Annotated in this window: 8 protein-coding genes; 6 read left to right on the top strand and 2 right to left on the bottom strand. The window is 69.8% G+C overall.

The window, feature by feature from the left end; translation table 11 throughout:
* Positions 1–36 precede the first annotated feature (36 nt).
* The 6 genes from NQZ70_RS08625 (at position 37) to NQZ70_RS08600 (ending at position 10,004) form a co-directional block, all read left to right on the top strand.
* Positions 37–1,692 carry a glycerol-3-phosphate dehydrogenase/oxidase gene (locus NQZ70_RS08625; RefSeq protein WP_129573792.1) on the top strand — a complete coding sequence of 552 codons (1,656 nt, stop codon included), beginning with the start codon at positions 37–39 and terminating at the stop codon, positions 1,690–1,692.
* An 896-nt stretch (positions 1,693–2,588) separates the two neighbouring features.
* Positions 2,589–3,284 carry a hypothetical protein gene (locus NQZ70_RS08620; protein WP_237245154.1) on the top strand — a complete coding sequence of 232 codons (696 nt, stop codon included), beginning with the start codon at positions 2,589–2,591 and terminating at the stop codon, positions 3,282–3,284.
* The gene (locus NQZ70_RS08615; protein WP_237245153.1) at positions 3,281–4,312 is read left to right on the top strand and encodes a hypothetical protein; all 1,032 of its coding nucleotides are present in this window, start codon (positions 3,281–3,283) and stop codon (positions 4,310–4,312) included. Before NQZ70_RS08620 ends, NQZ70_RS08615 begins: the two co-directional genes overlap by 4 nt.
* Before the next feature lie 169 nt (positions 4,313–4,481).
* Positions 4,482–4,925, top strand: coding sequence for a PleD family two-component system response regulator (locus NQZ70_RS08610; protein ID WP_129573789.1), 444 nt, complete (start codon positions 4,482–4,484; stop codon positions 4,923–4,925).
* 3 nt (positions 4,926–4,928) lie between these two features.
* A complete protein-coding gene (locus tag NQZ70_RS08605; protein ID WP_129573788.1) occupies positions 4,929–7,763 on the top strand; it encodes a response regulator in 2,835 nt (944 codons plus the stop codon).
* 51 nt (positions 7,764–7,814) lie between these two features.
* A complete protein-coding gene (locus NQZ70_RS08600; protein WP_129573787.1) occupies positions 7,815–10,004 on the top strand; it encodes a TonB-dependent siderophore receptor in 2,190 nt (729 codons plus the stop codon).
* Here NQZ70_RS08600 and NQZ70_RS08595 read toward each other — a convergent pair.
* Both NQZ70_RS08595 and NQZ70_RS08590 read right to left on the bottom strand, forming a co-directional pair.
* The gene (locus tag NQZ70_RS08595) at positions 9,998–11,131 is read right to left on the bottom strand and encodes a substrate-binding domain-containing protein (RefSeq protein WP_129573786.1); all 1,134 of its coding nucleotides are present in this window, start codon (positions 11,129–11,131) and stop codon (positions 9,998–10,000) included. The two genes, NQZ70_RS08600 and NQZ70_RS08595, sit on opposite strands and share 7 nt — an antisense overlap.
* 79 nt (positions 11,132–11,210) lie before the next feature.
* The gene (locus tag NQZ70_RS08590; protein WP_237245152.1) at positions 11,211–12,575 is read right to left on the bottom strand and encodes an ABC transporter substrate-binding protein; all 1,365 of its coding nucleotides are present in this window, start codon (positions 12,573–12,575) and stop codon (positions 11,211–11,213) included.
* Positions 12,576–12,811 lie beyond the last annotated feature (236 nt).

Genomic DNA, 12,811 nt, shown 5'->3' with positions numbered 1-12,811 from the left:
GGCGCGAGAGCCGCGCCTCACGCCGGATCGCCATCGATGCTGCGGGCCACGAACATCGACAGCTTGAGCCGCGGGACCTTCGACGTCCTCGTCCTCGGCGCCGGGATCAACGGCGCCGTCGCCGCCGCGGCGCTCGCCGCGAAGGGCGCCAAGGTCGCGCTGATCGACCGCGGCGACTTCGCCGGATTCACGAGCCAGGAGTCGTCGAACCTCGCCTGGGGCGGCATCAAGTACATGGAGAGCTTCGAGTTTCCGCTCGTGCGGAAGCTCTGCAAGTCGAGGAACCTCCTGCTCAGGAGCTATCCGTCGACGGTGCAGGAGATCCGGTTCTACACCGCGCACGAGCGGGGGTTCCGCCACGGCCTCTTCAAGCTCTTCCTCGGCGCCTGGCTCTACTGGATCATCGGCAGCTTCTTCACGAAGATCCCCCGCCTGCTCTCCCGCCGGGTCATGGCGCGGGAAGAGCCCATCATCAACCTGGACGGCTGCGACGGAGGATTCGAGTACTCCGACGCGTACCTCGTCGACAACGACGCGCGGTTCGTCTGGGGCTTCGTCCGCGCCGCGCTCGATCACGGCGCGCGGGCGGCCAACTACGTCGAGTCGCTCGGCGCGCGGCGCGAGGGGGACGCGTGGCTCACGCGCGCCCGCGACGTCGTGACGGGGCGGGAGCTCGCCATCCGCTCGCGCGTGCTCGTGAACGCCTGCGGGCCGTTCGTGGACGCGCACAACGCGCTCACCGGCCAGCGGACGAGCCACAGGCACATCTTCTCGAAGGGCATCCACCTCATCGTGGATCGGCTCACCCCGAGCCGCCGGGTGCTGACGTTCTTCGCCGACGACGGCCGGCTGTTCTTCGTGATCCCGATGGGCCCGAGGACGTGCATCGGCACGACCGACACCCGCGTCGAGAGCCCTCATGCCGTGGTGACGCCCGAGGATCGGCGCTTCGTGCTGTCGAACATCAACAAGCGCCTCGACCTGCCGCGGCCGCTCACCGAGGCGGACGTCATCGCCGAGCGCTGCGGGGTGCGCCCGCTCGCGGTCGCGAACGGCGGCGGCGACGAGGACTGGCTGCAGCTCTCGCGCAAGCACGCCATCGAGGTGGACCGCGCGCAGGCCCACGTGAGCATCTTCGGCGGCAAGCTCACCGACTGCATCAACGTGGGCGAGGAGATCTGCGCCGCCGTGGAGGAGCTCGGCGTCGCGCTGCCCCGCCCGGCGCAGCGCTGGTACGGCGAGCCGGCCGAGGAGGTTCGCCGCGAGTTCTTCGAGAGGGCGCGCCTCCTCGAGCTCGACGCGCTGACGCCGCCGCGCGCCGCGGAGAAGCTCAGCGCGCGGCTGTGGCGCCGGTACGGCGCGGCGGCGCGCGAGCTGCTCGAGGAGATCCGGCGCGACCCGACCATGGCCGAGGCGCCGATCGAGGGCGCAGAGGACGTGCGGTGCGAGATCGCGCACGCCGCGCGGCACGAGATGATCGTGAAGCTCGAGGACTTCCTGCGGCGGCGCACGAAGATCTCGCTCCTCATCCGCCCGGGCGAGCTCGCGAGCTCGCCCGGGCTCCGGGAGGCGTGCCGGATCCTCTTCGGGGACGACGCCGATCGGCGGCTCTCCGAGTACATCCAGGAGCAGCACGGCGCCCGCGAGCGCGCGGAGGGGGAGGCGCCCCTCGCGGCGCAGCCGGTCAGGTAGCCGCGCCCCGCGCGGACCGCGCTCCACGGCGCGGCGATTCCTCCGTTGAACAAGGCCCCACCGGGCCGCGCTCCTCCGGCGAGCGTGGCAGTTCGAGCGCCGGGCTCCCTCCCGGCGACGGAGCGCGCGGGCGTCCCCGCCCTCTGCACGCCCGATCCCACGCGCGGCGCGTGACAAGGTGAAGTGTTATGCCATTCCGTGCCTCATCTCTCCACATGTAGGTCGGCGAGGCACGATGTGCTGCGGCGCTCCGGATCGCCAGCGCCAGATTCCACCGCTCAGGGAGGCCCCGAGACGCGGCGCGGCGCGCCACTCATGCGCAAGCGAGGAGAGGGCGGCGCGCGCGTGCGACAGGCGCGCGACAATCAGTCCTGAGACGGCAGCACGAGTCGCGCGCGCCCCCGTGTGCCGCGCGTGAGCGGCGACGCCGGCCGGGATCACTGCGGCGCTAGTTTTGCGCGGCAGCGGCCGCGAGTGTGTTGTTCCCCTCGCCAAGGTCCGCCTTTCGCCAAGCTCGTTCGGATCATTCGATCGCGCGCTTCTCGGCGCTTGACACGGTCGACTCCTCTGGGGCGCTTGACAAGGAGGGTTGACCGTCGGTTACGCTGTCCTCTTACGGTGACCAGGAGGGGATGAAGCGGGTGGAAAGGAGTCGCAGGCGTTCCAGATGGGTACCGCGAGCAGCGGTCGAGCGGGCCTTGGGGCACCTCGCATCTCCAGCGCGGATCGCGCACCGCTTGAGTTCGCCGTGTGCGCGGCCAAACGACCTTCTGGCGGCGCCGGCGCGGCCGGGAACATCTCGCCGCATCGCCGAGCTCCGCGCCGCTTGCGCTCGGCTCGCCGAAGCCTGGCGCCGCCCGCGCCGGGCCGTCCAGCCCCGGCGCGCGCCGGCGGCGTTGCTCGCCGCGGCGCTGCTCCTCGGGAGCTGTCTCCTGCTGCTCAGTTCGCCGCTCACGGCCGGCCCCGAGGCCACGCTCTATGTCTATGCCGTCACGCCGCTTCGCGCTCGGGCGCTCGAGCAGAAGATCGAGGAGGCGATGCCCGGCGTCGACGTGACGGTGTTCGGCAAGCTGAGCGATTTCAAGACGGCGCTCGAGGTCAGCCCGCCGAACGCGGCGCTGTCGCCCAGGCCGGTCCTGACCTCGCTCAACCGGGGCGTCGACCTCCAGGGTCTGAGGGCGGGGAGCGACGCAGAGCAATACCTCCTGGTCTCGACGAAATTGCTGGCCAGGGACATGCTCTCCTCCTTCCGGTACGGGATGGTCGACCTGGTCGAGCGGAAGTCGCTCCCGAGGTTCGTCGCCGGCCTGCTCGGCGTGAACGACGCGCCCGAGGTCCAGCGCGTCACGAAGATCGAAGATCTGCTGCAGCTGCTCCAGTTTCAAACGGCCGACGCGGTGCTCCTGCCGGAGCGGTTCCGCGCCGATTTCGAGTCCAAGAGCAAGATGAGCTTCACGATCCTGAGTCTCTCGACCGCCAAGGTCGGGCTTGTGGCGGTGACGTTCCTGAGCGAGCGTCAATCGATCGAGGGCGCGATCCGGAGGCTCCCGAAGCACGTGCTGGCGGACCTGGGGGTGGACGAATGGCGATGAGATCGACGCGTCCGCGCGGTCCGCGCTCGCTCTGGCGAGCCTCCGCCCTGCTCGGGCTCCTCCTGCCCCTGAGCTGCTCGCCGGGCCCGTCCCCCCAGGCCGCCAGAGATCCGGCCCCGCTGTCCGAGGCGCCGCCTCCGGACGGCAGGCCCGTCATCTCCATCATCGCTCCCGCGGACTCGCAGCTCGAGGACATGCTGAAGTCGCTCCGCGTCGAGCTCTCCGACGAATACCGTGTCACCATTTCCCCGCTGCGCATCGAGGAGTCGAGCCCCGAGGCCGTGGGGCGGATCGTGGCGAGGGATCGCCCGCGCGCGGTGGTGCTGGTCAACAATTCGACCGTGCTCCTCTATCGCAGCTGGGTGCGCACCACGCCGACACCGCCGGTCGCGCTGATCCTGATGGCGTCCTTCGCCGAGGAGCTCCAGCGCACCGTCCCCAACTCGGTGGCGATCTCGTACGAGGTGCCGGCGGTCACGGCCATGGTGGGGCTGCGCACGCTGGGCCTCGACGTCCGCCAGGTCGGCGTCGTGTACCGCCAGGGCTTCGCCAGCCACATCGCCCGGCAAGAGACCCTCATGCAGGTGGAGAAGCTGACGTTCGTGAAGCAAGAGCTCTCGAACAAGCCGCGCGTCCAGGACCTCCGCGCCGCCCTGGTGCGGCTCCAGCGCGCCGAGGTTGACGCGATCTGGCTGCCGAACGACAATGGCCTGCTGAGCCCGACGTTCCTCACCGACGTCTGGCTGCCGTACGTGGATCGGCTCGGCGCGCCGGTGGTCGTGGCCGTGCGCTCGCTCGTGAACGAGCACGCGGAGTTCGGGACGTTCGCGGCCATCCCCGATACGCAGGCGCTCACGCTTCAGGCGGCGGATCTCCTCTACGAGCTCGGGGACGCGGACTGGAAGCTCCGGGCGTCGGACGTGCGCCTGCCCATCTCCGTGAAGCGCCTGGTCGACGTGCGGCTCGCGCGGCGCTTCGGCCTCGATTCCAGCCAGTTCGGAAAGGTTGACTTTCTCGTCGGTCGATAACCGCAGTTCGAGGGGGGACTGGAGACGCCATGCCGTTGCCTTTTCAAATGCATACAGGTCCCCGAAGCTGCGGGTCGGCTCGCGCCCTCCAAGGTCATTGCTGGAGCCCTTCGGCCTCGCCGCGGCGGGGGTGTCGCGTGGTGGAGCGGCAGCCCTGGAGGATGCGCTCATGATCCGGGTGCTCGTGATCGACGACGACGAGATCGCCCGCGAGGCGATGTGCAACGTCCTCGTCAGGGCTGGCTTCGTCGTCTCCGAGCTGGCCACGCCCATCGGCGCGACGTCGGTCATCAAGCGGGACGGCATCACCGTGGTCGCGCTCGACATCAACATGCCGACCATCAACGGCGACAAGCTGGCCAAGCTGCTCCGCGAGAACGCGCACCTCTCGAACCTCGGGATCGTCCTCGTCTCCGGCTGCGACGTCGAGCAGCTCAGCGCGATCGGCGAGAAGGTCGGCGCCGACGGCATCGTCTCGAAATCCAAGCTGCACGTCGCCCTGGCGCCCGCGATCGAGCGCGCGGTGGCGGCGCGCGCCGCGAAGGCCGGCGCGACCTCGTCGGTGACGACCCTCTCCGCGCCCCCGCCGGCCTCGTCGCGGCGTCCACGCTGAGTCATGCCCACCCCGAACGCCCACGGCTCGCTCCGTAACAAGCTGCTGCGCCTGATCCTCGGCGCGCTCCTGCTCCTCGGCGGCGCCACGCTCCTGTCGAGCGGCGCCCTCATCTACTCCACGGATCGCGAGGTCCAGGCGACGCGCGAGCAGGAGCTCCTCGGCAGCCTCGAGGAGAAGGCGCGCCTGCTCGGCTTCAACCAGTCGCTGGCGCTGCGCAGCCTGGTGGCGGACAACCTCTTCGGGGACGTCAAGGCGCTCATCTACCAGACGGTCTCGGAGAACAGCGACATCGCGTATGGCCTGTTCGTCGACTCGGAGAACCGGGTCTGGGCGGCGAGCGGGCTCGGCCCCGCGAGCGGCGCGAAGGACGCGCCGGCCCTCACGGTGAAGGACCTTCAGGCGCTCGGTATCAGCGCGGTGCACCAGCCCCGGCCCGCGCTGAAGCGGCGGGCGAACCCCATGGGCGGGGTGGACGTCCTCGAGGTCTCGGCCCCGGTCGTCTCCGAGGGGACCCAGGCCGGGACCGTGATCTACGGCATCAGCACGAAGAGCGTCGCCGAGCGGATGGCCCACGCCCGCGAGGTCGCCGCGAGCCGGCTCGCGACCACGCTCGGCCTGATCGTGGCGCTGATCATCGGCTGCGTCGCGGCGAGCTATTTCCTCGTCAAGCGCGTCGCGGTCCACATCACGGAGCCGCTGCTCGCGCTGCGCTCGGCCGCGGGGGCCATCGCCACCGGGCTCCGCTCGAACGCGCCGCTCGCCGAGTCGACCGGCACGGCGCGGAAGAGCTGGGAGCGCGTGCAGATCTCGAGCGGCGACGAGCTCGAGCTGCTCGGCGCCGCGTTCAACAGCATGGTCGAGGCCAACGAGCAGGCCTTCGAGGAGCTGCGCGTCAAGACCGAGCAGGCCCTCGAGGCGTCGCGGCTGAAGAGCGAGTTCCTCGCCAACATGAGCCACGAGATCCGGACGCCGATGAACGGGATCCTCGGGGTCATCCGGCTCATGCAGAGCCAGGCGCTCGACGGCAAGATGCGGCGTTACGTGGAGACCGTCGACGCCTCGGCGAACACGCTGATGGCGATCATCAACGACGTCCTCGACTTCTCGAAGCTCGAGGCCGGCAAGTACATAGCGCAGCACGTGTCCTACGACCTGCGCCTCGTCGTGCAGGAGGTCGCGGAGCTGATGGCGAGCCAGGCGCACGAGAAGGGCCTCGAGCTCGTGTACCGCGTGGAGCGCCGCGTCCCCACCGGCGTCGTGGGCGACCCCGACCGGTTCCGCCAGGTGCTCACGAACCTGGTCGGCAACGCGATCAAGTTCACCGAGCGCGGAGAGGTGCTGATCGACGCGATCACGGCGCAGCAGGACAAGGCCTCCGCGCTGGTGAAGGTCGCCGTCGTGGACACGGGCCCCGGCATCGCCGCCGACGACCAGAAAAAGCTCTTCTCCGCCTTCACGCAGGTGGACGGCTCGCTGGTCCGCAAGCACGGCGGCACCGGCCTGGGCCTCGCGATCAGCAAGCACCTGGCGGAGGCCATGGGCGGCGAGATCGGCGTCGACAGCACGCCGGGTCAGGGCAGCCGGTTCTGGTTCACGATCAAGGTCGGCGTCACGGCCGGGGCCGAGCAGATCCGGTCGGCCGAGTGGGCGAGCGGGCGCCGCGCGCTCGTGGTGGAGATCAGCAAGAGCTGGCGCGACGTCGTCGTGGAGCACCTCGTGGCCTGGGGCTTCGACGCCGAGGCCATGGCCTCCGGGAGAGACGCGATCAACCGGCTGGAGCTCGGGCTGCTCGAGCAGCGGCCGTTCAGCGCCGCGGTCGTCGGCGTCCAGATGGACGACCTCGGCCTCGAGGAGTTCGTCCGGACCGTCCAGTCGGTGCCGGGGCTCCATCGTTTGCCGATCGTGGCGCTCTACCACATGGGCTCCAGCGTGGCGCTGAGCGGGCTGGAGTCCAGCGTCGTCACGCAGCTCCCCAAGCCGCTGCGCGTGTCCGAGCTCTACAACACGCTGCAGAGCGCGCTGACGGGCGCCGCGGCCGCGCCCGTCAGCAAGCCCGGCGTGGAGCCGGGCCGGATCGCGAGCAAGCTCCCCGTCTTGGTCGTCGACGACAACGAGATCAACCGTTACGTCGCGATGGAGCAGGTGGAGCAGCTGGGCCTGCGGGTCGAGACCGCCAGCAACGGCCTGGAAGCGCTCGAGTGCGTCAAGCAAAAGCAGTACGTCGCCGTCCTCATGGACTGCCAGATGCCGGTCATGGACGGGTACACCGCCACCCAGAAGATCCGCGAGTGGGAGAGCGGGATCGGTCGCCACACGGTGATCATCGCGCTGACCGCGCACGCCCTGGTCGGCGAGCGGGACCGGGTGCTCGCCGCCGGGATGGACGACTACCTGGCCAAGCCGGTGCGACCTCAGTCGCTGCAGAAGACCTTGTGGCGGCACGTGGTGCTGAACCGGGACGAGCCGGAGCCGGGCCCGCTGCTCCCGGACGCCGACAGGCCGTCGCCGGTCCTGCCCGTGCTCGACCCCGAGGTCCCGCGGTCGCGGAAGCTGATCGAGCTCGTCCTCAAGAACGTGCCGGGGCAGCTCGACAGCCTGGAGTCGGCCTTCAAGGAGGCCATGACCAAAGAGGTGATGGCGAGCGCGCACAAGCTGAAAGGCAGCATGCTGTCGATCGGCGCGGCGCGCGTCGCCGAGCTGGCGGAGAAGGTTCAGCTCGCCGCCCGCGAGGGCGACCTGCCGCGAAAGGGCGACCTCTCGCGGCTACGGCAGGAGTTCGATGCCGTCAGCGTCGCCCTGAGGCAGGAGCTCGCCGCCACCGCCAAAGCGAGCTGACGATTGGCCCGATTCCACCATGGCCGAAGGCTCAAAACGAAGCGTAACCGCATGACCTTTGCCTCGCTCGACACCAAGTGGATTGTTGCCCTGGCGATCGCCGCGATGCCAGGCGCCGCGTGGGCTCAGCCGACGGCCGCGACGGCACCGGGAGAGCCGAGGTCCGCGGGGGAAGCGCAGCGCAATGACGCGCTCGAGGGCGTCGACCTCTTGCGGCTGCTCGACGTCGAGGTGTCCACCGCCACCAAGACGCTGGAGACCCTCGACGACGCGCCTGCCCTCGTGACGGCGATCACCGCCGAGGAGATCCGGCGCTGGGGGTACAAGAGCGTCGGCGAGGCGCTCCAGCACGTCATCGGCTTTTACCTGGTGGACGACCACATCCTGCCGAACGCCGGCGTGCAGGGGATGACGGGCGGGCTCGGGGCCGAGAGCGGCGGGATCAAGGTGATGATCGACGGTCGTTCGGTGGCGTTCCGGACCACCAGCGGCAACTGGCTCGGCACGGAGCTGATCCCGCTGTCGGCCATCAAGCAGATCGAGGTCGTGCGCGGCCCGGCGTCGGCGCTCTACGGCGCGGACGCGTTCCTCGGCGTCGTCAACATCATCACCCTGTCGCCGGAGGACATCCCCTTCGTCGACGGGACGGTGCACGCCGGCGTGACGAAGGATCACCCGAGCGGCCGCCTCGACGTGGTGGGCGGGTGGAGCAGCGGCCGCTTCGACATGATGATCTCGGCCGCGGGTGAGCTCGACGACCGGAGCGGCCTGGAGATGCCTCGCCAGTCCCCGGCCCCCCGCGTCCCGATGTACAACGCCGGGCGCATCGACGCCCAGAACCTCGAGCGCCTCTCCGGGGTGATCGGCTCGCGCATCGCGTTCCGCGATCCGAGCCGCGGCCACCACCTCGCGCTCAGCGCGTACTGGTCCGGCTTCCGGCGCGGCGGCGATTTCGCGCAATGGGCGCAGCTCACGGGCGGAACTGACGCCTTCGGGCGCGAGGCCGGCACCGTGATCAGCCTGCAACAGCGCCGTGTGGCGCTCGACGGGCTCTTCCAGCTGAACCGAGAGCTCGCGTTCGCGGTGCAGGGCATGTACTTCCAGGGCGGCGTCCTGCCGGGGGATCGCGTGGACGTCGCCGGCGGCTGGTACTACATCGAGCGGCGCATGGCCTACCGCGGCGTCGACGCCAACGTCGAGCTCCGGTGGGTTCCGTGGGACCGGTTCAACGTGATCTTGAACCTCGAGTCCATCTACGACAAAGAGGATCTGCCGTCCTTCCGCCGGGTCAGCAAGCTCACGGGCGAGGCGTTCGGCTCGCCGGAGCGGGAGCGGCTCTCGGCCGAGCTGGTCGACGTCGGGGCGCTGCTCAGCGCCAACCTCAAGGTGCTGGATCCCTGGCTGAAGCTGACCGGCGGCTTCCGCTACGATCGCCACAGCAAATACGGCAATCAGATGACCGGCCGCTTCGGGGCGACGTCGCACCTCGGGAAGACGGTCGTGGCGAAGCTCTTGTACGGCAGCGCCTTCAAGGCGCCGTCCCCGTACCTGCTCTATGCCGAGCCCCTCGTCCCGGGCGACGTGATCGGGAACGTGGATCTCAGGCCTCAGCGCATCCACACCGTGGACGCCGAGGTGACGTGGCGGCCGGCCGCCTGGGCCTCGGCGAGCACGAGCGTGTCCTACAGCCGGCTGAGCGACAAGGCAGAGTTCGTCCCGCGGGGCATCAACCAGACGGCCGAGAACCTCGCCAGCCAGACGTCCGTCTTCTGGGCGACGCGCGCCGAGCTGCGGCGCGGCGACGCCCTCGGCGGCTACGCCTCGTTCGAGACGGTCCACTCGACGCGGGAATCCGGCCAGGTGGGCTATCAGGCCGAGCTGGTCGGTCCGGCGATGGTCGCTTACCCGAGCTGGGTGGCCCGGGCCGGCGCCTACGTGAAGGTGCCGTCGCCGAGCTCCGTTCCGCTGGAGCTCTCGACGCAGGGGATCGTCGTCGGCCCCCGTCGCGCCGCGGACGCGAGCATCCTGGAGAACGGCCGCAGCTTCGACCTGCCGCCGTATTTCATGTGGAACGCCAGCCTGGTGGCGCGCAACCTGTGGCTGATTCCGGGTCACGAGACGACCGTGGCGCTCCGCGCCAAGAACCTCCTCGGCGCCACCGGTCCGGACCCCGGGTTCTCGGGCTTCGAGTACCCGCTCTCGCCGCGCGAGGTCTTCCTCGAGCTACGGCACCGCTACTGAGTCGCGCCGATCGAGTCGAGGAAGCGGTTGTACTCGTCGACCTTGGTCGACAGCACCACGTCCAGGCCGACGTCGAGCCGGCTCTCGTCGAACATCTGCGGGGCGAGGGCCTCCTTGGTCGCTTCGAGGCCGATGGTCCCGATGCCGTAGAGGATGTAGGGCACGAGGTACCCCGCGTAGTACTGCCGCTGGGTGTGCGTCGCCCTGATGAGCCCCTGACGCATGTACTCGACGGTCTTCAGATCGTAGTCGAAGGTGACGACCGGGAGGTCCGTCCGGCCCGCGGCCTCCGCCGCCATCGCGCACCGGTACGAGATGTCGTGCAGGCCGAGCAACCCCACGACGGGCGGGTCAGCGGTCTCGATCAACGCCCTCATCGCTTCGACGTCGTCGACCTCCCCGTTCGGGCCCCAGGTGGTTTGACGCACCACGACCGTGTAATCGGCCTTCTCGAGGACGCCCCGGGCCCCCTGCATTCGGTTCAATCCGTCGACCCAGGACGGGTCGACGTTGCCGTGGATCACCACCGTCCCCAGCGTCGGGGGCAGCAGCCCGAGCAGGGTGTTTCCTGCCGTGACGCCGGCCGCCTCGCTGATGGTTCCTACATAGATGGCGCGCTTCGAGCCCTTGGCGTCGGTGTCGAGCGTCACCACAGGGACCCCCTCGGCGACGGCCGCATCGATGCCGGCCGCGATGGCGTCGCCGAAGGGCGAGACGCCGATCCCTTCGGCGCCGTCCGTCACCGCCTGTCCGATCTGCTCATTCTGGGCCTCCGCCCTCTGCTGCTGATCGCCCCTCGTTCCGCTGGGCCCGACCACGTTCCCCGTGACCCCGAGCTCGCCCATGGCTCGGTTCGCCCCCGTGGTGATCGGCGTGAAGAACCCGCCGAGGGACTTCAGCAGGATCGCCATCTGCATCGGCTCGATGGCCCCCTCGTTGATCTTGTCGACGAGCGCGTCGAGCGTCGCCTCGATCTCCGTCGCGGTGAACTCGCTCTTCGGCGTCGGCGCGCGCAGGATGATGGGCGAGGCTTGCTCGCCCTCGCCGGTGGTGTCGCCCGATCCACATGCCGCCGTCATCAGCGCGAGCCCGAAGGCCGCCCCCCAGCATCGTCCAATCCTGTTCATGAGCCCCCCTTTGAGGTCCGTGGTTCATCCGGTCGTGCGCGGTATCCTTACGTGAAGCACTGATCTCGCAGCGAGTTAGTCACCCGGGGAAGCAGCTGACGGGGACGGGGGCGAGATCGACGAAGGCGTCGCCCTCCACGGTCCACAGCTGCATGAAGTGATGCCTGTTCGCCCCGTATTTATCGAATTCGTACTCGGCGGCTGCGCCGACGTAGCGGAGCGGGATGCCCGCGCGGAGCTTGGCCATCGCCGCCGGGAGGTCGCGCCACGAGGCCGCCTCGTGGGCCGGGTCGTTGAGCTCGCGGATGATCTCGTGCAGCTCGTGCCCCGAGGTCGGGATCCCCCCGGTCTTCGCCTGGGCGTACACGAGGCCCATCGCGATGAGCACGACCCCGTCGTAATAGAAGTGCGCCGCGGGCAGCGGCGCGTCGCCGTCCCACCCGCTGGAGAAGTGCTCGAGGAAGGCGGCGGCGTTCCCGGTCGCGCAGTCCACCGCCCGCTCGCCCCCGGCCGTCGTCGTCGTGCGGCACTCGCTCCGCAGGCTGAGCGACGGCGACACCCCGAGGTGTCCGTCGAGAGAGCCTGTCGGGATGTTGGCGAGGAGCACCTCGGTGCGCAGCGCGGGGCCGAGGAACCAATTGCCCGGGCGCCCGGAGACGGTCCATTCGGTCACGATGGTCGAGCCGGTGCGGGGATACGCGGCGAGGAGCGTCCGGCCGGCCTTGGCGTCGAAGGCGGACTCGATCTTGCTCGCATACGTCTGCTGGCCGGACCGGAACGTCACCGAGGGGAGGATCCTCCCCCCGAGCGCCGCGAAGTGGGTCGTGAACTCGCTGCTGACGCTGGTGTTGTAGTCGTCCCCCGCGGCAAGGCTGTTCACGGTAGGGATGCCGTCGTCGAAGGCGATGCGCGCCAGCGTGCAGCCGACGTCGAACGAGGAAGGGGCGAGCCGCATCCAGCCCCCCATCGCCTCGCTGCGCGCGATGGGGGGCGCGGCATAGCCCGGCAGCATGTGAAACGCGTCGGCCAACTTCACTTCCTGCACGCTCTTGCTGGCGAGCGCGTTCTCTTCTGGCCCGATCAGGTAATGGACCTCATCCGTGTAGAGCAGATGGAGCAGCTGGTCGAACCCGCGCTCCACGCTGGAGTGGCTGTCCCGGCTCCGGAGGTGGAACGGCCGCCCGTCGAGCCCCCCCGCGGCGTTCAGATCCTGGACCGCGAGCAACATCGCCTGCTCGAGGTTGCGGCCGATGGCCGACTCGCTGCCGGAGAAGGGCAGGAGTGCCCCGAGGACGATCGCCTCCTCGGGCCGGCCGGGCTCCTCCGGCGCGCACGAGGCCGAGAGCAGGGACGCGACTCCCGCCAAGAGCCCGATCTCCATCCAGCGCACGCTTCGCTGGAGAGGCGTGAGGCACACGCCGGCTCGGCTGAGGCGATACGGCATGGCAAGCATCCGAAGGAACATTCTTCCCCCGCGGGATACGCCATCACATCGAGCTCCGTTCTGTCAAGGGCACATGAGCACAAGCGACGAGTCCTGGAACGACGACTCAAGCGCTGATGCGATACAGAACACACACCGACCAATACCGTTGCTCACCCGCCGCGATCTTTGTCCGTCGAGCGCGGTGCTCAGGCCGAGAGGTGAGCGCATGCGCGCGGACGGACGAACCCCTCTGC

The sequence above is a fragment of the Sorangium sp. So ce836 genome (assembly GCF_028553905.1).
GTDB lineage: Bacteria > Myxococcota_A > Polyangia > Polyangiales > Polyangiaceae > Sorangium > Sorangium cellulosum_D.
The sequence above is the reverse complement of the archived record's forward strand: the minus strand, read 5'-3'. Positions and strand labels throughout refer to the sequence as shown.

Excerpts from the sequence above, each read along its gene's own strand:
- NQZ70_RS08600 (WP_129573787.1), top strand. The coding sequence starts at position 7,815 with ATGACCTTTGCCTCGCTCGACACCAAGTGGATTGTTGCCCTGGCGATC.
- NQZ70_RS08625 (WP_129573792.1), top strand. The coding sequence starts at position 37 with ATGCTGCGGGCCACGAACATCGACAGCTTGAGCCGCGGGACCTTCGAC.
- NQZ70_RS08590 (WP_237245152.1), bottom strand. The coding sequence starts at position 12,575 with ATGCCGTATCGCCTCAGCCGAGCCGGCGTGTGCCTCACGCCTCTCCAG.
- NQZ70_RS08605 (WP_129573788.1), top strand. The coding sequence starts at position 4,929 with ATGCCCACCCCGAACGCCCACGGCTCGCTCCGTAACAAGCTGCTGCGC.
- NQZ70_RS08595 (WP_129573786.1), bottom strand. The coding sequence starts at position 11,131 with ATGAACAGGATTGGACGATGCTGGGGGGCGGCCTTCGGGCTCGCGCTG.
- NQZ70_RS08610 (WP_129573789.1), top strand. The coding sequence starts at position 4,482 with ATGATCCGGGTGCTCGTGATCGACGACGACGAGATCGCCCGCGAGGCG.
- NQZ70_RS08615 (WP_237245153.1), top strand. The coding sequence starts at position 3,281 with ATGAGATCGACGCGTCCGCGCGGTCCGCGCTCGCTCTGGCGAGCCTCC.